22 protein-coding genes are annotated in these 22,747 nt (G+C 73.1%); 8 read left to right on the top strand and 14 right to left on the bottom strand.

Going from position 1 to position 22,747, the window contains the following annotated elements:
• Positions 1–9 precede the first annotated feature (9 nt).
• Positions 10–1,023, top strand: coding sequence for a helix-turn-helix transcriptional regulator (locus ACQPZP_RS21950; RefSeq protein ID WP_433479465.1), 1,014 nt, complete (start codon positions 10–12; stop codon positions 1,021–1,023).
• On the opposite strand, the gene ACQPZP_RS21945 is transcribed toward ACQPZP_RS21950, so the two are convergent.
• Positions 1,005–1,820, bottom strand: coding sequence for an Fpg/Nei family DNA glycosylase (locus ACQPZP_RS21945; RefSeq protein ID WP_433479464.1), 816 nt, complete (start codon positions 1,818–1,820; stop codon positions 1,005–1,007). The two genes, ACQPZP_RS21950 and ACQPZP_RS21945, sit on opposite strands and share 19 nt — an antisense overlap.
• A 21-nt stretch (positions 1,821–1,841) precedes the next feature.
• Positions 1,842–2,873 carry a fatty acid desaturase family protein gene (locus tag ACQPZP_RS21940; RefSeq protein WP_433479463.1) on the bottom strand — a complete coding sequence of 344 codons (1,032 nt, stop codon included), beginning with the start codon at positions 2,871–2,873 and terminating at the stop codon, positions 1,842–1,844.
• A 199-nt stretch (positions 2,874–3,072) separates the two neighbouring features.
• Here ACQPZP_RS21940 and ACQPZP_RS21935 point away from each other — a divergent pair, with 199 nt between their 5' ends.
• Positions 3,073–3,861 carry a tyrosine-protein phosphatase gene (locus ACQPZP_RS21935; RefSeq protein WP_433479462.1) on the top strand — a complete coding sequence of 263 codons (789 nt, stop codon included), beginning with the start codon at positions 3,073–3,075 and terminating at the stop codon, positions 3,859–3,861.
• A gap of 192 nt (positions 3,862–4,053) precedes the next feature.
• Here ACQPZP_RS21935 and menD read toward each other — a convergent pair whose 3' ends face one another.
• The 3 genes from menD to ACQPZP_RS21920 form a co-directional block, all read right to left on the bottom strand.
• Entirely contained in the window at positions 4,054–5,721 is a 1,668-nt protein-coding gene (menD, locus tag ACQPZP_RS21930; RefSeq protein WP_433479461.1) for a 2-succinyl-5-enolpyruvyl-6-hydroxy-3-cyclohexene-1-carboxylic-acid synthase, read from the bottom strand.
• Positions 5,718–6,647 carry an o-succinylbenzoate synthase gene (locus ACQPZP_RS21925; RefSeq protein ID WP_433479652.1) on the bottom strand — a complete coding sequence of 310 codons (930 nt, stop codon included), beginning with the start codon at positions 6,645–6,647 and terminating at the stop codon, positions 5,718–5,720. Before ACQPZP_RS21925 ends, menD begins: the two co-directional genes overlap by 4 nt.
• 85 nt (positions 6,648–6,732) lie before the next feature.
• Positions 6,733–7,632: a 1,4-dihydroxy-2-naphthoyl-CoA synthase gene (locus ACQPZP_RS21920; RefSeq protein WP_433479460.1), complete on the bottom strand. Its 900-nt coding sequence runs from the start codon at positions 7,630–7,632 to the stop codon at positions 6,733–6,735.
• Positions 7,633–7,745: 113 nt separating this feature from the next.
• Between ACQPZP_RS21920 and ACQPZP_RS21915 the strand changes: the two genes are divergently transcribed.
• The 3 genes from ACQPZP_RS21915 (at position 7,746) to ACQPZP_RS21905 (ending at position 11,636) form a co-directional block, all read left to right on the top strand.
• Positions 7,746–8,933 (top strand): AMP-binding protein, encoded by a 1,188-nt coding sequence (locus ACQPZP_RS21915; RefSeq protein ID WP_433479459.1) that lies wholly within the window; start codon positions 7,746–7,748, stop codon positions 8,931–8,933.
• 58 nt (positions 8,934–8,991) lie between these two features.
• Positions 8,992–10,017: a cation diffusion facilitator family transporter gene (locus ACQPZP_RS21910; protein ID WP_433479458.1), complete on the top strand. Its 1,026-nt coding sequence runs from the start codon at positions 8,992–8,994 to the stop codon at positions 10,015–10,017.
• A 254-nt stretch (positions 10,018–10,271) separates the two neighbouring features.
• Positions 10,272–11,636, top strand: coding sequence for an RNA polymerase sigma factor (locus tag ACQPZP_RS21905; RefSeq protein WP_433479457.1), 1,365 nt, complete (start codon positions 10,272–10,274; stop codon positions 11,634–11,636).
• Between the two features lie 95 nt (positions 11,637–11,731).
• On the opposite strand, the gene ACQPZP_RS21900 is transcribed toward ACQPZP_RS21905, so the two are convergent.
• Together ACQPZP_RS21900 and ACQPZP_RS21895 are read right to left on the bottom strand one after the other, a co-directional pair.
• The gene (locus ACQPZP_RS21900; RefSeq protein ID WP_433479456.1) at positions 11,732–12,616 is read right to left on the bottom strand and encodes an ABC transporter permease; all 885 of its coding nucleotides are present in this window, start codon (positions 12,614–12,616) and stop codon (positions 11,732–11,734) included.
• Between the two features lie 2 nt (positions 12,617–12,618).
• Positions 12,619–13,602, bottom strand: coding sequence for an ABC transporter ATP-binding protein (locus tag ACQPZP_RS21895; protein WP_433479455.1), 984 nt, complete (start codon positions 13,600–13,602; stop codon positions 12,619–12,621).
• Between the two features lie 119 nt (positions 13,603–13,721).
• Here ACQPZP_RS21895 and ACQPZP_RS21890 point away from each other — a divergent pair, with 119 nt between their 5' ends.
• On the top strand, positions 13,722–14,285 hold the full coding sequence (locus ACQPZP_RS21890) for a MarR family winged helix-turn-helix transcriptional regulator (protein WP_433479454.1): 564 nt from the start codon (positions 13,722–13,724) through the stop codon (positions 14,283–14,285).
• Here the strand turns inward: ACQPZP_RS21890 and ACQPZP_RS21885 are convergent.
• The 4 genes from ACQPZP_RS21885 to ACQPZP_RS21870 all read right to left on the bottom strand — a co-directional run bounded on the left by ACQPZP_RS21885 (position 14,237) and on the right by ACQPZP_RS21870 (position 18,775).
• Positions 14,237–14,965: a sirohydrochlorin chelatase gene (locus ACQPZP_RS21885; RefSeq protein ID WP_433479453.1), complete on the bottom strand. Its 729-nt coding sequence runs from the start codon at positions 14,963–14,965 to the stop codon at positions 14,237–14,239. The genes ACQPZP_RS21890 and ACQPZP_RS21885 overlap by 49 nt on opposite strands.
• On the bottom strand, positions 14,958–16,172 hold the full coding sequence (locus tag ACQPZP_RS21880) for a uroporphyrinogen-III synthase (RefSeq protein ID WP_433479452.1): 1,215 nt from the start codon (positions 16,170–16,172) through the stop codon (positions 14,958–14,960). Before ACQPZP_RS21880 ends, ACQPZP_RS21885 begins: the two co-directional genes overlap by 8 nt.
• Positions 16,156–16,548: a nitrite reductase small subunit NirD gene (gene nirD / locus ACQPZP_RS21875; RefSeq protein WP_433479451.1), complete on the bottom strand. Its 393-nt coding sequence runs from the start codon at positions 16,546–16,548 to the stop codon at positions 16,156–16,158. The genes ACQPZP_RS21880 and nirD overlap by 17 nt, the downstream gene beginning before the upstream one ends.
• Before the next feature lie 88 nt (positions 16,549–16,636).
• The gene (locus ACQPZP_RS21870) at positions 16,637–18,775 is read right to left on the bottom strand and encodes a molybdopterin oxidoreductase family protein (RefSeq protein ID WP_433479450.1); all 2,139 of its coding nucleotides are present in this window, start codon (positions 18,773–18,775) and stop codon (positions 16,637–16,639) included.
• A 311-nt stretch (positions 18,776–19,086) separates the two neighbouring features.
• On the opposite strand from ACQPZP_RS21870, the gene ACQPZP_RS21865 reads away from it, so the two are divergent.
• Positions 19,087–19,581 carry an NUDIX domain-containing protein gene (locus ACQPZP_RS21865; protein ID WP_433469712.1) on the top strand — a complete coding sequence of 165 codons (495 nt, stop codon included), beginning with the start codon at positions 19,087–19,089 and terminating at the stop codon, positions 19,579–19,581.
• Positions 19,582–19,601: 20 nt separating this feature from the next.
• On the opposite strand, the gene ACQPZP_RS21860 is transcribed toward ACQPZP_RS21865, so the two are convergent.
• A complete protein-coding gene (locus ACQPZP_RS21860; protein ID WP_433469711.1) occupies positions 19,602–19,850 on the bottom strand; it encodes a hypothetical protein in 249 nt (82 codons plus the stop codon).
• 191 nt (positions 19,851–20,041) lie between these two features.
• On the opposite strand from ACQPZP_RS21860, the gene ACQPZP_RS21855 reads away from it, so the two are divergent.
• Positions 20,042–21,415 (top strand): nitrate/nitrite transporter, encoded by a 1,374-nt coding sequence (locus ACQPZP_RS21855; RefSeq protein WP_433469710.1) that lies wholly within the window; start codon positions 20,042–20,044, stop codon positions 21,413–21,415.
• Here the strand turns inward: ACQPZP_RS21855 and ACQPZP_RS21850 are convergent.
• Positions 21,363–22,022: a maleylpyruvate isomerase N-terminal domain-containing protein gene (locus tag ACQPZP_RS21850; RefSeq protein ID WP_433479449.1), complete on the bottom strand. Its 660-nt coding sequence runs from the start codon at positions 22,020–22,022 to the stop codon at positions 21,363–21,365. The genes ACQPZP_RS21855 and ACQPZP_RS21850 overlap by 53 nt on opposite strands.
• Before the next feature lie 236 nt (positions 22,023–22,258).
• Positions 22,259–22,675, bottom strand: a complete 417-nt coding sequence (locus tag ACQPZP_RS21845) for a plectin (protein WP_433479448.1) — start codon at positions 22,673–22,675, stop codon at positions 22,259–22,261.
• Positions 22,676–22,747 lie beyond the last annotated feature (72 nt).

Genomic DNA, 22,747 nt, shown 5'->3' with positions numbered 1-22,747 from the left:
ACTGGGACGATGCGCGCGACCCGGCTCCTGTCACTGCTGCTCCTGCTGCAGACCAGAGAACGGATGACCGCCCGCGAACTCGCCACCGAACTCGACGTCTCCATCCGCACCGTCTACCGCGACGTCGAATCCCTCAGCGCCGCCGGCGTCCCCGTCTACGCCGACCGCGGCCCCGACGGCGGCTACCGCCTCCTCAACGGATACCGCACCAGGCTCACCGGCCTCACCGCCGCCGAAGCCGAATCCCTCACCCTCTCCGCCCTCCCCGGCCCCGCCTCCCAGCTCGGACTCGGCGACGCCCTCGCCGCCGAACTCAAACTCATGGCCGCCCTCCCACCCGACCTGCGCTCACGCGCCACCCGCATCCGCGAACGCTTCCACCTCGACGCACCCGGCTGGTTCCGCTCCCCCGACCAGGTCCCCCACCTGCACACCATCGCCGACGCCGTCTGGAACCAGCACCCCATCGACGTCCTCTACCGGCGCTGGCAACGCCCCCAGCAGGTCACCCGCACCCTCGACCCCCTCGGCGTCGTCCTCAAGGCCGGCACCTGGTACCTCATCGCCCGCCCCACCGGCCACGACACCCCGCACCCACCACGCACCTACCGCATCTCACGCGTCCTCAGCCTCACCGTCCGGCCCGGCCGCTTCGACCGCCCCGAAGGATTCGACCTCGCCGCCTACTGGGCCGCCTACGCCGAACGATTCGAAGCCGACTCCTACCGCGAACACGCCACCGTCAGACTCTCCCCCGACGGCCTCACCCGCTCCCAGATCCTCCTCCCGCCCGTCATGGCCCGCGCCGCCCTCGAAGGCGCCACCACACCCGGCCCCGACGGATGGACCCACCACACCCTCCCCATCGAATCCGTCCGCCACGCCCACGTCGAATTCCTCAAACTCGGCGCCGACGTCGAAGTCCTCGGCCCACCCGAACTCCGCGACATGATCGCCGCCACCGCCCGCGCCCTCGCCGACCGCTACACCCAGCCCGCTGACCCCTACACCGCCGCAGGCTGACACCCCGGACACCAGAACAGATTCCGCCCCGCCAACTCCGCCACCGCCACCACCGACCCGCACACCAGGCACGGCTGCCCCGCACGCCGGTACACGTACACCTCACCGCCATGACCGTCCACCCGCGGCGCACGCCCCATCGCCTCCGGCATGTGCTCCGCCCGCACCGTGTCGATCCGCCCCGCCCGCACACCGTCCCCCATCAACAGCACCAGATCGTCCCAGACCGCCGCCCACTGCCCCGCCGACAGCCGCCGCCCCGGCAACCGCGGATCGATCCCCTGCCGGAACAGCACCTCCGCCCGGTAGATGTTCCCCGGCCCCGCCACCACCGACTGATCCATCAACAGCACCGCCACCGGAACCCGCGACCGGCTGATCCGCCGCCACGCCACCCCCGGATCCGCGTCACCCCGCAGCGGATCCGGCCCCAGCCGATCACGCAGCAGCTTCACATCCCCCGGCTCCAGCAGCTCACACACATTGGGACCACGCAGATCCGCGTAATGCCCGCCACCCTCCAGCCGCAACCGCACCAACCCCACCGGAACCGGAACCGGCGCCACCCCGAACACGTACTTGCCGTAAATCCCCAAATGCACATGCAACGTCCGGTCGTCATCGAACCCCAGCAGCAGATGCTTGCCATGCGCATCCGCCACCGACAGCACCCGCCCGTCCAGCCACCGCGCCCCCTCCGCGAACCGCCCCTGCGGACTCGTAGCGGAAACGGCAAGGCCGCCGAACATCCGCTGATGCTCGACGGCCAGACGATGAATCGTGTGTCCCTCCGGCATGGCCGGAGCATAGCCCCGCCCCTACCGCAGCGGCTCCCCGATCTCCCGCATGTGCCCCAGTGCCTCCCGGTAAGACGCCACCAGCCCCGTCTCGGTGTACGGCACCCCGACCACCGCGCAATGCTCACGCACCAGCGGCTGCACCCGACGCAGACTGCACCGCGGGATCCCCGGGAACAGATGATGCTCGATCTGATAGTTCAGGCCGCCCATCAGCCAGTCCGTCACCAGACCGCCCCGCACGTTCCGCGACGTCAGCACCTGCCGCCGCAGATGCCCCCACCGCTCCCCCGGCTCCGGCATCGCCATCCCCTTGTGGTTCGGCGCGAACACCGCACCCAGATGCACCCCGAACAGCGCATGCTGCAAAGCGATCAACGCCAGCGCCTTCCCCGGCGACAGCAGCGCGAACGCCAACCCCAGATACCCCACGGCGTGCACCAGCAGCAGACCGCCCTCCACCACCTGATCACGCCGTGAACGCCCCCGCAGGAAAGCCAGGCTCCCCACCTTGAGGTTCACGCCCTCCAACGTCAGCAGCGGGAAGAACAGCGCCGCCTGATGCCGCGCCACCCACCGCAGCACACCCCGCTGCCGCGCCGCCTGCTCACACGTCCACGCCAGCACCCCCTCCCCCACATCGGGATCCTTCCCGACATGGTTCGGGTTGGCGTGATGCCGGTTGTGCTTGTCGTTCCACCAGCCATGCCCCATCCCGAGCAGCAGGTTCCCCAGCAGCAGCCCCAGCCACCGGTTCCCCCGGGCGCTCCGCGCGATCTGCCGATGCCCCGCGTCATGCCCCAGGAAAGCGGTCCGCGTCGTGAGCACGGCCAGCGGAATCCCCAGCAGAACCGTCCACCAGCCGTCCCCCGCCCACGCCACCGCCCCCCACACCGCCGCGGTCGCGGCCAGATTCAGGCCGATCGCCCGCGCGTAGTAGCCGCGCCGGCGATCCAGCAGCCCGCCGTCGCGGACCCGGCGCGCCAGCGGCGCGAAGTCGCTGCCGGCCGACCGGCCGGACGATCGGGAAGGGGCGTGCAAGGTCACGGGCATGAAGACTCCATTCGACGGGAACGACTGCCCGAAAGTTACGGAGCGTGAGACCGGGAAGTCACCCCGCCAGGGAGCCATTCACGGTCTGGCTCGCAGGTCCCGGTCCCGCCCGGCGCCCCTCCCTCCACGAGATGATCACCAGCGGAACCCGCACCCTGCGCAAAGCCCCCGCCACCATCCCCATATAGGGTCACAAGTCATGGACGACGACTCTCGGTGGATCGACCTGGACGGTGCCGTCAACGCCCGCGACCTCGGCGGCCTCCCCACTGCCGACGGCCGCACCACACGGCGCGGACGCGTCCTCCGCTCCGACAACCTCCAGGACCTCTCGGTCGCCGACGTCCGAATCCTCCTCGATGACTACGCCCTCAAGAACGTCATCGACCTGCGCAGCGACGCCGAAGTACGCCTCGAAGGACCCGGCCCCCTCGCCCGCGTACCGTCCGTGACCGTCCACCAGCTGTCGCTGTTCCCCGAAGGCGGCCGCCACACCGACGTCGCCGCCGACGTCGCCAAAGCCCTCCCCTGGCAGGAACGCCCCTCGGACGGCCCCGAACAGGACCGTTCCACCGGCCACTACCTCGGCTACCTCACCGACCGCGGCGACTCCGTCGTCGCAGCCCTGCGCGTCATGACCCGCACCGACGGATCGGCACTGGTGCACTGCGCCGCAGGCAAGGACCGCACCGGCGTCGTCTGCGCCCTGGCCCTCGACATCACCGGCGTCACCCGCGAAGCGATCGTCGCCGACTACGTCAAGACCGGCGAACGCCTCGAAGCGGTCCTGCGGCGCCTGCGCGACAGCGACACCTACGCCGCCGACCTCGACTCCCGCCCCGCCGACACCCACATGCCCCACGCCGCCATCATGGAGAAGTTCCTCACCCGCATCGACGAGGAACACGGCGGCCCCCTCGGCTGGCTGTCCGGCCACGGCTGGACCACCGAGGACACCGACGCCCTCCGCGAGCGCCTCCTCGGCTGACACCCCGCCGCCCCACCGCCGCGCGGACGACTGCCCGCCGCTGGCTCATCGGCGCCGTCACGCCGCTCTGGCTCGGCGCGGGCCTTGCCGACTGGCATTTGTAGTTACGGGCGGTGGATGCAACCCGCCCGTAACCTTTACATTGTAATTTGAACGGTGAAGTAAGTGGCTGCTCGGGCGCCGCTCAGAGGGTCAGGCGAGGAGGTCACGGACGGCGGCCTGGGCCGCCTTGCGGAGCTCGGCGTGCAGGGCCGCGTTCGCCTCCCTGTCGGTGCGGGCCTCGATGATCCGCAGCCCCTCCCCCGCCATCGCCTTCGGCAGGTCCGCGGCCGCGTCCAGCCGCCGGTACGGGACGTGGTGCGCGGCGGCGACCGCCTCCAGGTCCACCTCGTGGGGGGTGCCGAAGACCCGCTCGAACGGGCCGCGCAGCGCCGCCTGCGGCAGCAGCGAGAAGATCCCGCCGCCCTGGTTGTTCACCACGACGATCGCCAGGTCGGGACGGCGGTCCCACGGGCCGACGATCAGCCCGTTCTGGTCGTGCAGGAACGCCAGGTCGCCGAGCAGGGCGTAGGAGCGGCCGCTGTGCACCAGCGCCGCGCCCATCGCCGTCGACACCAGCCCGTCGATGCCGCTGGCCCCCCGGTTCGCCATGATCCGGATGCCGCGGCGCGGCCGCATCACCTGGTCCAGATCCCGGATCGGCATGCTCGCCGCCGTGAACAGCAGCGACCCGCCGGGCAGGCCCGCGACCAGGTCGCGGGCCAGCCGCGGCTCGCTCACCTCGGGCACCGCGTCCAGGACGCCGTCCACGGCCGCCGCCGCGGCCAGGTCGGCGGCCCGCCACGACTTCAGCCACGCGTCGTCGCCCGACACCACCGGGATCTCCACCTCCGGCGCCACCTGCGTCGCCGACCGGACCGGATCGGGCCAGTGCGCCAGATCCGGCGCCAGCACGATGTGCTCCTCCGCACGGCGCAGCAGCGACAGCAGCGGACGCGACAGCCCGGGCTTGCCGAGCGTCACCACCACCTCCGGGCGGTGCCGCTCCACGAACTCCGGAACGCCCAGCAGGAAGTGATGCGACGACAGCGCGTGATCACCGTAGCGGGCGTTGCCGTTCGGCTCGGCGAGGACGGGCCAGCCCGCCATCGACGCCGCCGCCACGTACCGCTTGACGTTCACCGCGCCGTCCCCGACCACGAGGACGCCGCGGCGGGTCGGCGGGACGTGCAGCACCGAGCCCGGCGTCGCCGGGCGCACCTTCGTCCACGCGCCCGTCGCGTCGCCGTCCAGAGGCTCGCACCACGTCTCGTCGCCGTCCGGGATCAGCGGCTCGCGGAACGAGGCGTTCACATGCACCGGCCCCGGGACGGGCGCCTGTGCCACCCCCCACGCGCGGCTCAGCAGCGACCGCCAGTACGCCACCATGCCCGGCCGGTTCTCCGGGACGCCGATCTCGGTGCTCCACCGCACCGCCGTCCCGTACAGCTTCACCTGGTCGATCGTCTGGTTCGCGCCGGTGTCGCGCAGCTCCGGCGGCCGGTCCGCCGTGATCACGATCAGCGGGACGCCCGACTCGTGCGCCTCCACCACCGCCGGGTGGAAGTTCGCCGCCGCCGTCCCCGACGTGCACACCAGCGCGACCGGGCGCCCCGACCGCTTCGCAATGCCGAGCCCGAGGAACGACGCCGACCGCTCGTCGATCCGCACATGCAGCCGGATCCGGTCCGCCTCCTCGGCGGCGTGCAGCGCCAGCGCCAGCGGCGCCGACCGCGACCCCGGCGCCAGCACCGCGTCGGTCATCCCGCAGCGCAGCAGCTCGTCGACCAGGACGGTCGCCAGCGCGGTGGCCGGGTTCACGGCGCCTCCCCGATCACCGCCGGGCCGTCCAGATGGGCCTGCGCGTCCAGGGCCCGCCGGCGCCACCGCGTGCCGGGCGCCTCCCAGCGGCCCAGCGCCTCCTCGTCCACCACCGGCCGGCGCACCTCGATCTCACCCGCGACCGGGTGCAGCGGATCGTGCACGACGTCGCCCTCCAGCAGCGACAGCGTCGCCAGCCCGCACGCGTACGGCAGCTCGGGCAGCGCCGCCGCCAGCGCGAGACCCGCCGCCAGCCCCACCGACGTCTCCACCGCGCTCGACACCACCACCGGCAGCCCGCACGCCTCCGCCACCCGCAGCGCCGCGGCGACCCCGCCGAGCGGCTGCACCTTCAGCACCGCCACGTCCGCGGCGCCCGCCGCCCGCACCTTCAGCGGGTCCTCGGCGCGGCGGATCGACTCGTCCGCCGCGATCGGCACGTCCACGCGCCGCCGCAGCCGCGCGAGCTCCTCCAGCGTCGCGCACGGCTGCTCGGCGTACTCCAGCTCCCACCGGTCCAGCGCGCGGATCATCCGCGCGGCGCGGTCGACGTCCCAGCCGCCGTTGACGTCGATCCTGACCCGGCCCTCCGGGCCGATCGCCGCGCGGACGGCCTCCACCCGCGCCAGATCGTCGGCATCGCCCTGACCGCGCTCGGCGACCTTCACCTTCGCGGTGCGGCAGCCGGACTCCTTGGTCATCTCGAACGCCCGCTCCGGGCCGACCGCCGGGATCGTCACGTTCACCGGGATCCGGTCCCGGACGGGCGCGGGCCAGGCCCCGTAGGCGGCCTCGCGGGCGGCGGCGAGCCAGCGGGCGCACTCGGCCGGACCGTACTCGGCGAACGGCGAGAACTCCCCCCAGCCGGCGGGGCCCTGGATCAGGGCGCCCTCCCGCCGCGTCACACCGCGGAACCGCGTCCGCATCGGGATGGAGAACACCCGCACCCGCCGACCCCCTGACCTGCCCGTCGAATCACGGCATTCCGGATCACACCGTGCGCTCGGACCCTTAGTAGTACCACGGGAAACGCGACCAATCGGGATCGCGCTTCTCCAGGAACGAGTCCCGTCCCTCGGCGGCCTCGTCGGTGCCGTAGGCGAGCCGCGTCGCCTCACCGGCGAACACCTGCTGCCCGACGAGACCGTCGTCGATCAGGTTGAACGCGTACTTCAGCATCCGCTGCGCCGTGGGGCTCTTCCCGTTCACCTTCCGCGCCCACTCCAGCGCCACCGCCTCCAGTTCGGCGTGCGGGACGACGGCGTTGACCATCCCCATCCGATGCGCGGCCTCGGCGTCGTAGGTGTCCCCCAGGAAGAAGATCTCGCGGGCGAACTTCTGCCCGACCTGCCGCGCCAGGTACGCCGACCCGAACCCGCCGTCGAAGCTCGCCACGTCCGCGTCCGTCTGCTTGAACCGGGCGTGCTCCCGCCCGGCGATCGTCAGGTCGCACACCACGTGCAGGCTGTGCCCGCCGCCGGCCGCCCAGCCCGGCACCACGCAGATGACGACCTTGCCCATCATGCGGATCAGCCGCTGCACCTCCAGGATGTGCAGCCGCCCCGCGCGCGCCGGGTCGATCGTGTCGGACGTCTCGCCCTCGGCGTACTTGTACCCGTCCCTGCCGCGGATCCGCTGGTCGCCGCCGGAGCAGAACGCCCACCCGCCGTCCCTGGGCGAGGGCCCGTTCCCGGTCAGCAGCACGCACCCGATGTCGCTCGACATCCGCGCATGGTCCAGCGCCCGGTACAGCTCGTCGACCGTGTGGGGCCGGAACGCGTTGCGCACCTCCGGGCGGTCGAACGCCACCCGCACCGTTCCGTGGTCGACCGCCCGGTGGTAGGTGATGTCGGTGAAGCCGAACCCCTCGACCTCTTTCCACGCGTCCGCGTCGAACAGCTCCGAGACCATGTCGTCCTCTCTCGTCGGGCGCCCGCGCCGCCCGGGGTCCGCGGCGCTCGTGCACCATTCAACCCGCCCCGTGTTTGAACGCGTTCAGCGGGGTCGTCTACCCTGATGAGATCATGGATCGCCCGCTGCACGCCGCCGTTCTGCCCCCCGGCCCCCGCCTCTTCCGAGCCCTGGCCGACGCGCTCGACGGCGGCCCCGCGATCTGCCCGCTGTCGCCCGACTTGCCGGAACCCGCGCTCCGCGAACTGCTGGACGCCCTGGCCCCGGACGCGATCCGCACACCGGACGGCCTGGCACCGTTCCGCCCCCGCGGCGGGCGCCGGCCCACCGCTCCCGGCACCGCCGTGCTGATCGCCACGTCCGGCTCCACCGGCACGCCCAAGTTCGTCGAGCTGTCGGGCGCCGCGTTGCGCCACTCCGCCGCCGGGACGCTCGCGCGCATCGAGGCCGGCTCCCGCGACCGGTGGCTGTGCTGCGTGCCGACCAGCCACATCTCCGGCGTCCAGGTCCTGGTCCGCGCCCTCGTCGCCGGCACCGAGCCCATCATCGCGCCCCGCTTCGACGCCGCGGCCCTCGCCGCCACCGAAGGCGCGCACGTCTCCCTCGTCCCGACACAGCTGCGCCGGCTGCTGGACACCGGCGCCGACCTGGCACGCCTGGGCGCCATCGTCCTCGGCGGAGCCGCCGCCTCCCCCGGCCTGCTCGCCGGGGCGCGCGCACGCGGCGTCCGCGTCTTCACCACCTACGGCATGAGTGAGACCTGCGGCGGCTGCGTCTACGACGGGACGCCCCTGGACGGCATGCGCGTCGCCCTCGGCGACGGCGGCCGCATCCGCCTCTCCGGCCCGTCGCTGTTCACCGGCTACCGGCTGCGGCCGGAACAGACGGCCGAGGTCAGGGACGGCGACTGGTTCGTCACCCAGGACCTCGGCGCGCTGGAGGACGGCCGGCTCCGCGTCCGCGGCCGCCTCGACGACGTGATCAACACCGGCGGGGAGAAGGTCGTCGCGGGCGAGATCGCCACCGTGCTGTCGCGCCACCCGAAGGTCCGCGACGTCGTCGTGGTCGGCCGGCCCGACCCCGAGTGGGGCGAGCGGGTCACGGCCGTCGTCGTCCCGGACGCGTCCGGACGGCCGGAACTGACCGAGCTGCGCGCGTTCGTCCGGGAGACGATGCCCCCGTACGCGGCGCCGCACGAGCTGGAGCTGGTCGAGGCCATCCCGCTGCTGGCGTCCGGCAAACCCGACCGGGCCCGGCTGCGCTCCCCCGCACCGGACCCCGCCGCGTCACCGCGCGGCTGACGACGTCCCCGGGAAGCCGCGGCGCATGGCAGGGTGATCAGCTGGGGAGAGGACGACCATGGCGGCACAGCGCGGCGCGCGGGAGAACGGCGACGGACCGGAGCACGAGAGCGCCCTCACCGTCGTGCTCGCGTTCGCCGCCAACCTCGGCATCGCCGTCGCGAAGATCGTCGCGGCGCTGATCACCGGGTCGGCGTCCATGGCCGCGGAGGCCGCCCACTCCGTCGCCGACACCTTCAACGAGGTGCTGCTGCTGGTCGGCCTGCGGCGCAGCGGCCGGCCCGCCGACCGCCGCCACCCGCTCGGGCACGGCAAGGAACGCTACATCTGGACCCTGCTCGTCGCCGTCGCCATCTTCGGCATGGGCGCGCTGTTCTCCTACTACCAGGGGATCCAGACGCTCACCGGGCACCGGGGCGCCGCCGAGTCCGACGTGGCCGTCGGCTACGCCGTGCTCGGCGTGGCGTTCGTACTGGAGGCGATCTCGTGGCAGCAGGCCCTCCGGCAGGTCAGGGCCGCGGCGCGGGAGGAGGGCCTGCCGCTGGCCGCCTACATCCGCCGCACCGACGAGCCGACCGCGATCAGCGTGCTGCTGGAGGACTCCGCGGCCCTCATCGGCCTGCTCATCGCGTTCGGCGGGCTCGGCCTGCACCAGCTGACCGGCTCGGCGACCTGGGACGGGGTGGGGTCCCTGCTCATCGGCGTCCTGCTCACGGCCGTCGCGCTGGTCCTCGGCCGCATCAACCTGAACCTGCTGATCGGCTCGCAGGCCGACCCCCGGCTCGTCGCCGACGTGCGGGCACGCCTCGGCCGGGCGCCCGAGGTGGAGTGGGTCGTCGACATCGTCACCGTGACGTTCGGCGCCGACCGGGTCCTGGTCTGCGCCCGGCTGGACTTCCGCGACTCCCTCACCGCCGGCGACGTCGAGCGCGCCTGCGTCCGGATGGCCCGCGAGCTGCGCGACGCGCACGAGGAGGTCGACGAGGTGTTCCTCGAACCGGTCCCCCGCGACGACGCTGAGCTGCGGGAACGGGTCATCGCGCGCTACGGTCGGGTGTTGCGGCCGAAGGAGCCGGACGCGTAGTGGTCTTCGTCACGCTGCGACGGCCACGCGCCTTTACGTAGTAAGGTCATGTCGGACCGGCCTGGACGGTGTGAAACGCCCAGCTCCGGGCACCACGACCCTCTGGATCGCTCCTCCACGATCCCCCGCGGAGCGCCGCCGGCCCACGGCGCCGGGAACAAGAACCCGGTGCTGCGTCGTTCCGTTAAGTGCGTGCGCCAAGAGCGAACACAATCAGCGCCGCACTCACACACCGAAGGGAGGGGGGTGTCCCCATGCCGCGAAGCGCCGTCGAGACCCCGCTCACGGAGTCGGCGGGCCCCGCGCTCAACGACCTCCTGAAGCGTGGCCGCGCCCAAGGGCGCCTCTCGCTCGACGAGGTGAGGGGGGCCTTCGAGACCGCCGGCATCAGCCCGGCCCAGGGCCGTTCCATCCTGCGCGAGCTGTCCGAGGCCGGCATCAGCCTGGCGGGCGAGTCCGACACCGTCCGCAAGATGGCGGCGGCCGCCGACCACGCCGCCGGGGAGACCGCCCAGGGGACGCCGGGCACCATGAGCAACACGGGCACCGCCAAGAGGCGCGCCCCCCGCAAGGCCGCGGCGAAGGGCGCCCCCGAGACCGCGAGCCGGTCCCCGAAGAACACCGGCAAGGCCGACGCGCCGGCCGACGAGGGGTTCGAGGTCACCGAGGTCGAGGCCGAGGAGACCGCGACCGACCTGGACGACCAGTCGACCGGCATGGGCGACTCCGTCCACACCTACCTCAAGGCGATCGGACGCCGCCAGCTGCTCACCGCCGACCAGGAGGTCGACCTCGCCAAGCGCATCGAGGCCGGTCTCTACGCCGAGCACAAGCTGGAGAGCGAGGACCTCTCCCCCGCCCTGCGCGCCGACCTGGAATGGGTCGCCGCCGACGGACGCCGCGCCAAGGCCCACATGCTGGAGGCCAACCTCCGGCTCGTGGTGTCGGTCGCCAAGAAGTACTCCGACCGCGGCCTGTCGCTGCTGGACGTCGTCCAGGAGGGCAACCTCGGCCTGATCCGGGCCGTGGAGAAGTTCGACTACTCCAAGGGCTACAAGTTCTCCACCTACGCGATGTGGTGGATCCGGCAGGCGATCCAGCGAGGCTTCGCCGACTCGGCCCGCACGATCCGGCTGCCCGTCCACGTCCTGGAGATGCTCAGCAAGCTGAGCCGCGTCGAGCGCGACATGCACCAGCGTCTCGGCCGCGAGCCCACCCCGGAGGAACTGGCCGCCGAGCTGGACAAGAGCCCCGAGCAGGTCCGCGAGCTGCTGCGCACCAGCCGCCAGCCGATCAGCCTGGACTCCACCATCGGCGAGGACGGCGAGACCCGCATCGGCGACCTCATCGAGGACACCGACAGCCCCGAGGCGTCCGAGCTGGTGGACCGCCAGCTCATGGCCGACCAGCTGCGCCGCACCCTCGACATCCTGTCCCCGCGCGAGGCCAAGATCATGGCGATGCGGTTCGGGCTGTACGACGGGACGCCCCGCACGCTGGACGAGATCGGCAAGGCCCTCGGGCTGACCCGGGAGCGGATCCGCCAGCTGGAGAAGGAGTCGCTGTCGAAGCTGCGGCACCCGAGCAACGCGCGCCCGCTGCTCGACTTCGCCGTCTGACCCGCCCGCCCGTCACGCGAAGGGCCCGCCGGACCGTTTCGGTCCGGCGGGCCCTTCCGTTCTCCCGGGGCCGGCGGCCCCGGACGGCGGGAACCTCAGTCGGCGCGGCGGAACTCCAGGATGGCCACGCCCATCAGGCCCACGCCCATGCCGAGGACGATCAGGATCTCCAGCCAGATCGGCACCACCCAGCCGCCCCAGGTGACGCCCGGGTCGAACGTCCGCATCAGCTGCGGGGAGACGTCCAGGTGGGAGAACACCGCGTGCCGCAGCGGGTCGACCGCGTAGGTGAGCGGGTTGAACCGGGTCAGGACGGTCAGCCATGTCGGGAGCCCGCTCAGCGGGTACAGGGCGCCGGACAGGAACATCATCGGCATCATGGCCATCTGCATGAGGCCGAAGAACGACTGCATGCTGGTGATCCGCGCGGCCATCATGACGCCGAACCCGGTCAGCGCGAACGCCCCGATGAACATCATGCCGAGCATCTCCAGCAGGAGCAGCGGGTCGTAGGGGACCCCGGCGAGGCCCGCCAGCAGCACGATCACCGCGCCCTGCACGGTCGCCACCAGCGCGCCGCCGATGCACTTGCCGACCACGATGGCGCTGCGGCTGACGGGTGCGACGAGCATCTCGCGCAGGAAGCCGAACTCGCGGTCCCACACGATCGACCCGGCGGAGAACATCGCGGTGAACATCACCGACATCGCGCACACGCCGGGGAAGATGAAGGTCTTCAGGTCGACGGTCCCGGCGGGGCCGCCGCCGCTGGCCATCAGGTTCGACAGGCCCGTGCCCATGACCAGCAGCCACAGCACGGGCTGGACGAGCCCGGACACCATCCGCAGCTTGTCGCGCCAGAACCGGATCAGCTCCCGGTGCAGGACGATCTTCACGGCGCGCAGGTCCTGCCGCAGGCCGCGCTCGGGCACCCGCACCCGGACGACCTCGGTGGCCGCCGTCTCTGCCGTGGTCGCCATCGTCACCTCCTCATCGCGCGCATCGCGACGCGCATCCCGTCGCTCGCCGAGGCCTCGGCGTCGCGGATCGTGGTGCCGGTGAAGGACATGAACACATCGTCCAGCGACGGCCGCGCCACGTTCACCGACCGGATCGGGACGCCCAGCTCGGCGAACAGCCGCGGCACGAACGCCTCACCCGAGGCCACCGAGAAGGTGACCGCGCCCTCCGACACGACCGCCTCCAGGTCGAACCGCTCCTTGATCGCGGCGATCGCGGCCTCGTCGTCGGCGGTCTGGATCCGGATCCGGTCCTCGCCGACGCCGGCCTTGAGCGCCTCGGGGGTGTCCAGCGCCACGATCCGCCCCGAATCAATGATCGCGATGCGCTCGCAGAACTCGGCCTCGTCCATGTAGTGCGTCGTCATGAAGATCGTGATCTCTTCGGTCCGCTGCAGCCGCCGGATGTACTCCCAGATCGACGCCCGGGTCTGCGGGTCGAGGCCGACGGTCGGCTCGTCCAGGAAGAGCACCCGCGGGGAATGCAGCAGACCCCGCGCGATCTCCAGCCGGCGCTTCATACCGCCGGAGTAGGTCTGCACCAGGTCGCCGCGCCGGTCCGCCAGGTTGACCATCTCCAGCACCTGCTGGATGCGGTCGCCCGCCACCGAGCGCGGCACCCCGTACAGCTCGGCGTGGAACCGCAGGTTCTGCTCTCCCGACAGGTAGCCGTCGAGCGTCGGGTCCTGGAACACCAGCCCGATGTTGCGGCGCACGCTGTCGCGTTCGGTCGCCACGTCGTGGCCCGCGACGCGCGCCCGGCCCCCGGTCGGGCGCAGCAGTGTGCAGAGCATGTTGATGGTCGTGGACTTGCCCGCGCCGTTCGGGCCGAGGAAACCGAAGATCTCCCCCGGCCGCACGGTGAAGTCGATCCCCCGCACGGCCTCCACGTCGCCGAACCTCTTGGTCAGGCCGTCGACCTCGACGGCGGGTCCCCCGTCCGGCATGGGGCCTCCCTCCGCATGGAGAAAACACCCATATTTTGGGCTATCCAACGGTAGGAGTACCCTATCTCTCACGTCAAGAGAAATAGGACGTGCCAAGGAACCACGAGGGAGTTCAGGACGTGGAGGACCGGCCCGATCCGCTGTACGACTCGCCCACCTACCTGATGTTCGAGACGGTGCGGCTCGTCCGGCGCACCGCGGCGCAGATGTTCCCCGGCCAGCCGCGGATGCCGCAGTTGCTCGTCCTGTGGTGCGTGGCGCGGCACGGGCCGCTGTCGCAGCGCGAGGTCGCCGAGCGGCTGCGCATGGACGCCGGCGACCTGGTCGGCATCGTGGACGCGCTGGAGGACGCCGGCCACGTCCGGCGCCGCCGCGACCCCGATGACCGGCGGCGTTACGCGCTGGAGGCCACCGAGGACGGCCGGCTCAGCCTCGGCGAGGGACTCGACGCCCGCCTCCGCCTCAACGAGATCCTGTTCGAGCCGCTGTCTCCGGAGGAGAGGCTCCTGTTCAGGGACATGCTCCTGCGCGTCCTCGCCCACCACGACGAACGGTTCACCGAGGAGCCGGAACCGGGCCGCCCGGCTCCTGCGGAGGGTCTGGGGGGGCGTCCCCCAACCGCAGACCGGGCCGGTCAGCAGACCGGCGCGGGGCTCCCGAGCGGCAGCCGCGCCTCGTCGTAGCGGCGCAGGACCAGCCGAGCGGCCGCGCCGTGCGCCCCGATGGGGGCGGCGACCACGTCGGCGCCGCATGCCGCCATCCGGTCGTGGAAGCGGCCGGGCGCCAGCAGGTACGACGCGACGGCCACGCGCCTCGCGCCGTCCCTCCGCAGCCCCGCGACGGCCTCTTCCAGCGCCGGGCCGCCCGCGGCTACGAATCCGTGCGGGACGGGCCGCCGCAGCCGCCGCGCCAGCAGCCGGGCGGCCGCCCGCACATCGGCGATGCCCGCCGGGTCGGCGGACCCCGCCGCGCCGAGAACCACGCCGTCCGGGCGCGGCAGGGTCCGGTCCTGTTCCGCCAGCCGCGCGGCCAGCGCGTCGGCCAGCAGGGCGTCCGGGCCGAGCGGCCGGGACGTCACCGCCCCCGGCAGCAGCCGGGCCGCCCGCTCGGGGATGTCGATCAGCGCGTGGTAGCCGCGCGCCAGCAGCAGCGGGACGACGACCACCGGCCCGCCGCGCAGCGAGTCCGCGGCGTCCTCCAGGGAAGGTTCGGACAGTTCGCCGTACGCCTCGGCGACCCGCAGCCCCGGCCGCATCGCCCGCGCCCGGGCGAGCAGCTCCCGGACGGCGGCGGGACCGGCCGGATCCCGGGTGCCGTGCGCCACCGCCAGCAGCGCGGGCGCCGGCGCTCCCCGGTCAGCCACCGGCGCCCGCCGGGAGCCGGTCGGCGATCCGCGGATCGCACGCCAGCCGGTAGCCCCGCTTGACGACGGTCTCGACGATGCCGGGACGGCCGAGACCGCGCCGCAGCCGTGCCACGGCCATCTCGACCGCGTGCTCGTCGGCCTGCGGCCTGGCGTCCCGCAGCCGCGACTCCCGCGACCAGGCGTCCTTGACGGCCGGCGCGCCGACCAGCCGGCTCGGCAGCACCCCGCACAGCTCCGCCCGCGACACCACATGCCCGGGACGCCGCGCGAGCGCCCGCAGGATCGCCATCGGCGCGGGCGCGATGGGCCGCAGCTGACCGTCCAGGACGACGGCGTGCCCCCGCAGCTCCAGCGAGAACCCGCGCACCGACAGCTGCCGCGAGCGGCGCCGCGGCAGGTCCGACACCAGCGCCCGCACGAGCGCGCCGAGCCGGGCCCGCTCCGGCTGGACGGTCGGGACGCCGTGACCGGTGAGCGCCTGCGCGGTGACGGGGCCGACGCACGCCGCCACCACGTGGCTGCGCATCGCCTCCAGCAGGGCCTCCTCCAGCCCGTCCTCTGCGGCCACGGCCAGCGTCGCGGCGACCGCGGGCGCGCTGGTGAACGTGATCGCGTCGACCGTGCCGGCGACCGCCTGCCCGACGAGCCGGCGCAACGGCGTGGTGTCCTCGGTCCGCGACCACCGGTACACCGGGATCTCGATCACCTCGGCGCCGGCGCCGCGCAGCGCCCCGGTCAGCTCCGGCTCCCGCTCCCCGTACAGCTGCACGGCGACGCGCGCGCCGTCCAGGTCCTTCTCCAGCAGGTGCGCGATGACCTCGGCGCACTCCTCCGACTCCGGCGACCAGCGCTCCTGCAGCCCCGCCGACCGGATCGCGCCGCGCGCCTTCGGCCCGCGCGCCACGATGTCGGTCTCGGCCAGCCGGGCGATGAGGGCGTCCCGCATCCCGTGCCCGTCGGCCGCCTCCAGCCACGCCCGGAACCCGATCCCGGTCGTGACGACGACATGGTCCAGCGGACCGCTGACGCACGCGAGGGTCGCCTCCATCAACTCGGCGTCGTCGGCGAGGGGGACAAGGCGGATGGCGGGGGCGAGCACGACCCTGGCGCCGCGCCGTTCCAGCAGCGTCGCGAGCTCCTCCTGGCGGCGGGCCGCGGTCACGCCGACGGCGAACCCGGCCAGCGGCTCACTGCCGGTGCTCATCGGTGAGCGCCACCTCCACCCGGTCCCCGGAACGGCGGACGGAGAAGGCCGGCACCGCCACCCGGGGGTCGTCCAGGCACACCCCGGTGCGCAGGTCGAACACCTGCTTGTACATGGGGGACGCGACGGTCGGCGTCCCGTCCCGGGTGCCGAGGATCCCCCGCGACAGCACGTACGCGCCACTGAACGGGTCGAGGTTCGACAGCGCGTACAGCGTGCCGTCGAAGACCCGGAAGATCGCGACCTGCGTCCCGTCCACCATCGCGCAGGCGCCCCGCTCGGGGGTCAGCGCGGAGTAGGAGCAGATGTCGAACCAGCGGGCCGCGGGCCGGCCCGCCCGCTCCCTGACGATCGTCGCATCGGGTGAAGTGGTCATCGCGCGGCAACCTCCTGGCGGGAACTGTCAATGGTCCGATACTCGGCAGGGGCGGTTTCACGGTTGGGTCCCCTTTGTCACCGGCGTGTTAAAAGCGGCTCACTGCCGGGCGCCGGTGGCCCTCGGCAGGCGCGGGAGGCTCCGCCGGGGGCACGGCGGGAGTCAGCCGGACGGCGCAGACCTTGAACTCCGGCATCCGCGACACCGGGTCGAGTGCGGGGTTCGTGAGCAGGTTCGCGCGGCCGTCCCCCTCCCAGTGGAACGGGATGAAGACGGTGTCGGGACGGATGGCGTCGGTGAGCCGCGCCCTGACGGTCGCCACGCCCCGGCGGCTCTCCACCCGCACGTCGGCGCCGTTCTCGATGCCGAGGCGCTCGGCGAGGTCGGGATGCAGCTCGACGAACGGCCCCGGCGCCGCCTCGGCCAGCGGCCGGACCCGCCGGGTCTGCGCGCCCGACTGGTACTGGGCGAGGACCCGCCCGGTGGTCAGGTACACGGGATAGTCGGCGTCGATGTCCTCGGCGGCACCGTGATGCTCGACCGGGACGAACCGGGCCCGGCCGTCCGGGGTGGGGAAACGGTCCAGATAGGGCCGGGGCGTGCCCGGGTGGTCGGGCGACGGGCAGGGCCAGAACACCCCGCCCTCCGCCTCGATCCGCTCGTAGGAGATGCCGGAGTAGTCGGCGACGCCGCCCGCGCTGGCGCGGCGCAGTTCCCCGAACACCGCCGCCGGGTGGGTGCTCCACTCCCCCGGCGCATCGAGCCGCCCGGCGAGCGCGCTCAGGATCTCAAGGTCGGTGCGGACCCCGTCCGGCGGGCGGACGGCCCGGCGGCGGCGCAGCACCCGGCCCTCAAGGTTCGTCATCGTCCCCGACTCCTCGGCCCACTGCGCGGTGGGCAGGACGACGTCGGCGCGCCGCGCGGTCTCCGACGGGACGAAGTCGGCCACCACCAGCAGGTCCAGCGCGCCGAGCCGCTCCTCCACCTCCGCGGCCCGCGGCGCCGACACCACCGGATTGGAACCGAACAGCAGCAGCGCCTTCGGGCCCTCCTCGGTTCCCAGCGCCGACAGCAGCTCGTACGCCGACCGGCCCGGCCCCGGCAGGACGGCCGGGTCGACACCCCAGACCTCCGCGACGTGCGCGCGGGCCGCCGGGTCGTCGATCCTGCGGTAGCCGGGAAGCTGATCGGCCTTCTGCCCGTGCTCGCGCCCGCCCTGCCCGTTCCCCTGCCCGGTGAGGCACCCGTAGCCGGAGCCCTCCCGGCCCGGCAGCCCCAGCGCGAGGGCGAGATTGATGAACGCGCTCACCGTGTCGGTGCCGCGGGCGTGCTGCTCGGAACCCCGAGCGGTCAGGACATGCGCGCGGGCGGCGCGGGCCAGCAGCCGGACGGCCTCCCGCATCAGCGGCACCGGCACCCCGGTGATGCGCTCGGCCCGCTCCGGCCAGTACGCGTTCACGACGGTCCGGACGGCGTCGAACCCGCTGGTGCGGGCCGCGATGTACTCCTCGTCCGCCAGCCCCTCGGCGAGCGCCAGATGCAGCATCCCGTTGGCGAGCGCGATGTCGGTGCCGGGGGTCGGCTGCAGGTGCAGGTCGGCCTGGCGGGCGGTCGCGGTGCGGCGCGGATCGACGACGACGAGGGCGCCGCCGCCGTCCCTCATCTCGGTCAGGTGCCGCATGAACGGCGGCATCGTCTCGGCCACGTTCCCGCCCGCGAGCAGGACCGCGCCGGACGCCGCCAGATCCGTGACGGGACCGGGCAGGCCGCGGTCCATGCCGAACGCCCGGCCGGACGCCGCCGCGGCCGACGACATGCAGAACCGCCCGTTGTAGTCGATCTGGGACGTGCCGAGTGCGATCCGGGCGAACTTGCCGAGCTGGTACGCCTTCTCGTTCGTCAGCCCGCCGCCGCCGAACACCGCGACGGCGTCCGGCCCGTGCAGCGCCCGCAGCCGCCCGATCTCGGCGGTGATCCTGCCGAGCGCCTCGTCCCATGTGCAGGGCTCCAGCGGCGCGTCCCGGCCGCGGCGCATCATCGGCGCGGTCAGCCGGTCCGGGACGGTGAGCAGCTCCGCCGCCGTCCAGCCCTTCTGGCACAGCCCGCCGCGATTGGCCGGAACATCGTCGCGCGGCGTCACCCGCAGAGTGTCCCGGTCCCGCTCGTCGTGCAGGGTCATGCCGCACTGCAGGGCGCAGTACGGACAGTGCGTAGGAGTCCCGACCATGCGCCGAGACTCGGCGGGCGCCGTTTCGCGCGCGAGTCCCGCATGTGACTCCAGCGTTAAATGCCTTTCACGCCCCGCGTCCGCCGAGGTCAGGAGCCCGGCACGGCGGGGCCGCGGCGCCGGCCCGAGGGCGGCGCGATCCGCCTTGACGAACGCGGGTCAAGCGTTGTCGATCCCTGTCATGGCCTATTCGTCGCCGATCGCCCGGTTACCGAACGGATTCGCGGCGGTCCGGCGATCTCGCGGCGAATGCGGCCGACGCCCCGGTACGCCCGGGACCGCCGCGCGGTGATCGCGCCTAACCTCGGTACATGCCCGACCTTGCTTACTACGCCTCCCTGCCGCGCGCCCGCGGCGCCGCGGCGGCCCTGCTGCTGGACGATCTCGGGCGGGTCCTGCTGGTCAAGCCCACCTACAGCGAGGGCTGGTTCCTGCCCGGCGGGGTCATCGAGGCCGACGAGTCCCCCCTGTCGGCATGCGTGCGCGAGTGCGAGGAGGAGCTCGGCCTCGTCCCCCGGCTGGACGGGCTGGCCTGCGTCGACTGGGGGTCCCCCCGCGCCGACGGCGTGGACGCCGTCAACGTGTTCGTGTTCGGCGGCACGATCACCGGCGCGGAGATCGCCGCGATCCGGCTGCCGCCCGAGGAGCTCTCCGACCACGTCCTCGTGGCCCCGGAGAAGGTCCCCGAGCTGGCGCCGCCGCACGTGTCGCGCCGGATGGAGCCCAGCCTGCGGGCCATGGCCGCCGGGCGCGCCGTCTACCTTGAGGACGGCCGGGAACAGCCGTTCGGCCTCTCCCGCACCTGAACCCCGCTCCGCGCCCGGCCCTACACCGGCACCGCGTCCTGGATCGAGCGGGCGAGCTCGGGCTGGGCGGCGTGCGCGCAGTGGGCGCAGCAGTAGAAGTGCCCGGCCACGTCCACCCCGTGCCCCATGATGCGGCACTGGCAGTGCTCGCAGATCGGCGCCATCTTCGTGACCGCGCACTCGAACGAGTCGAACGTGTGCACCTCGCCCTGGGCGTGCACCTCGAACGCCATCGCGTAGTCGTTGCCGCAGACCTCGCAGGTCGCCATCTGTCCCGTCTCCGTTCCCCCGCCGCCTCGCGATCTCTGCCTACCCGGGCCGGCCCCGGTCAACCCGCACCTCACAGCGGGCGGGGACACGCTGTGCAGCGGAGTTATCACCGCTGTATGACCGGACACACGTCCGCGAAACGCCGGCTTCCTACGGTCGTGACCGTCCGAGCGACCAAGGAGACCGCCTGATGACCGTCACCACGCAAGCCGCGCGCCGCGAGCGCCCCCATCCGCTGAAGGGCCGGTGGATCGACGACTGGCGCCCCGAGGACCCCGCGTTCTGGACGGCCGGCGGATCCAGGATCGCCCGCCGCAACCTCGTCTTCTCGATCTTCTCCGAGCACATCGGGTTCTCGGTGTGGACGCTGTGGTCCGTGCTCGTCCTGTTCCTCGGCCCCGCCTACGGCATCGACCCGGCCGGCAAGTTCACCCTCACGGCCGTCCCCGCGCTGATCGGGTCGGGGCTGCGGATCCCCTACACCTTCGCCGTCGCCCGCTTCGGCGGCCGCAACTGGACGATCCTCAGCGCGTCGCTGCTGCTCATCCCCGCCGTCCTCGCCGCGTTCCTCATCAAGCCCGGCGTATCGTTCACCACGCTGCTGCTCCTCGCGGCCGTCGCGGGCGTCGGCGGCGGCAACTTCGCGTCCTCGATGGCCAACATCAACGCGTTCTACCCGCAGCGCCTCAAGGGGTGGGCGCTCGGGATCAACGCCGGCGGCGGCAACCTCGGCGTCGCCGTCGTCCAGCTCGTCGGGCTGCTGGTCCTCGCCACCGCGGGCAAGGGGCACCCGGGCCTGGTCGCCGGCGTGTACATCCCGTTCATCGTCCTGGCCGCGCTCGGCTCCGCGCTGGGGATGGACAACCTGTCCCAGGCGCGCAACGACAAGCGCGCCATGCGCGACGTCTGCAAGGACGCCCACACCTGGATCATGTCCGCGCTGTACATCGGGACGTTCGGCTCCTTCATCGGGTTCGGCTTCGCATTCGGCCAGGTGCTGCAGGTGCAGTTCAAGGCCGACTTCGACACCCCGATCAAGGCCGCCTATCTCACCTTCCTCGGCCCGCTGCTCGGGTCCCTGATCCGCCCGGTCGGCGGCTGGCTCGCGGACAAGGCCGGCGGCGCCAAGGTGACGTTCTGGAACTTCGTCGCGATGGCGGCGGCGGCCGCGCTGGTGCTGACCGCCTCGCTCAACAAGTCGCTCGCGCTGTTCCTCACCGGGTTCATCCTGCTGTTCGTGTTCAGCGGCCTCGGCAACGGCTCCACCTACAAGATGATCCCGGCGATCTTCCGGGCGAAGGCGGAGCTCGGCGTCGCCAACGGCGGCGACCCGGTGGCCGCCGAGCACGAGGCCCGCCGCCTCGCCGGTGCGCTCATCGGCGTCGCGGGCGCCATCGGCGCCTTCGGCGGCGTACTGGTCAACATCGCGTTCCGGCAGTCGTTCCTGAGCTACAAGACCGGCGACGGCGCCTACATCGCGTTCATCACCTACTACGCGCTCTGCTTCGCCCTCACCTGGCTGGTCTACCTGCGGACCCACCCGAGGAAGCTGGCGGGCGTCTGACCCCGCGCCGACCGCCCCGCCGCCGGCCGGACCCCGCACCGGGGTCCGGCCAGCGCGGCGACCGGCCCGACGAGCGCAGCACCGCCTCCCACGCGTCCCCCGGCTCCAGCGGCAGATGCGGGACGCCCCAGTGCCACGCCGACACCAGCAGATCGGGGTCCCGCGGCCGGTAGTCGGCCCCGACCGCGCGGGCCATGTCCCAGGCGTGCAGATGCCACTCCACGCAGGCCGCGCCCGCGTGGTCGCCGACCGTGTACTTGGTGCCGCGGTAGATGAGGTGGGTACGGTCCCACATGTCGGGCATCAGGTCGGCGTACGCCCCCGCCGACACCCCGAACGCCATGATCCGCTCGGGCCCGGGCTCCGCCGGCAGCACCGCGAGCTCCGTCGCGTTCTGCCGGGCCTGCTGCCGGATCAGCACCGCCGTCGCCGCCTCCTGCGCGAACAGCTTGGCCAGCCGGCTGTCGGGCGCGTCCTGCAGGTACTCCAGGAAGTTCTCCGCCACGCACCGCAGATGGCCGGCCAGATCGATCAGCTGCCAGTCGGCGCAGGGCGTCGGCACGTCCCAGTCCCCGACGGTGTCCGCCAGCGCGCGGATCGCCTTCACCCCGTCCTGATAGGACTCGAGTACGCGGCACCGGTCCGGCGGCGTGCGCTCCACGTGACTTCCCCCAACGTCCAGAGCACCGTGTGCCCTCTCCGCCGGGACGTGTCCGCGCGCCCGGCACGCTGGTACGACGTGCGGCGCGGGGCACCCCCCGGCGTTCCCCGAGAGGGCAGACTGTCAAAGTTCGGTGGCCGGTGCCACCCGGTGACGCTGTGTCGTCACATGTCCGCGACGGCTCAGACGCGCACGGTCGGCTGCGTCCGGAAGCTGAGCCGGTGCGCCTCCCGCGCGGTGCGCAGCCGGTCGACCTCGTCGGTCCACGGGCGGACCGCCGGGCGGGCCTTGGCCTTGCGGTAGGCGATCTCGGCGGCCCGGCGCGCCGCGGCGTCCTGCGTCTCCACCGAGTACACCTTCGGGCCCATCGCGACCCGCTCGGACGCCTCGGCGGCGGCGAGCACGGCCGTCAGCGCCTTGTCGAACGCGACGGTGAGCCCACTCAACTCCGGGCCGGACACGCCCGCGGCCTGCGCGGCCCGCAGCGCCCGCTCCGCCTCGCCCGCCGCCGCCAGCCGGTCCTCGTACTCGGCGGCCAGCCGCTGGTCGGCCTCGTACGGCTCCGCGACGTCCTTGCTCACCCGGCGGCCCAGCGGCATGGCGGTACTCCCTCGACGGTCGTGCAGTGTGCGGTCGTGCAGTGTCCGATCGAGGTAAGCGTACGCGTGGTC

The sequence above is a fragment of the Spirillospora sp. CA-142024 genome (assembly GCF_050942325.1).
GTDB lineage: Bacteria > Actinomycetota > Actinomycetes > Streptosporangiales > Streptosporangiaceae > Spirillospora.
The sequence above is the reverse complement of the archived record's forward strand: the minus strand, read 5'-3'. Positions and strand labels throughout refer to the sequence as shown.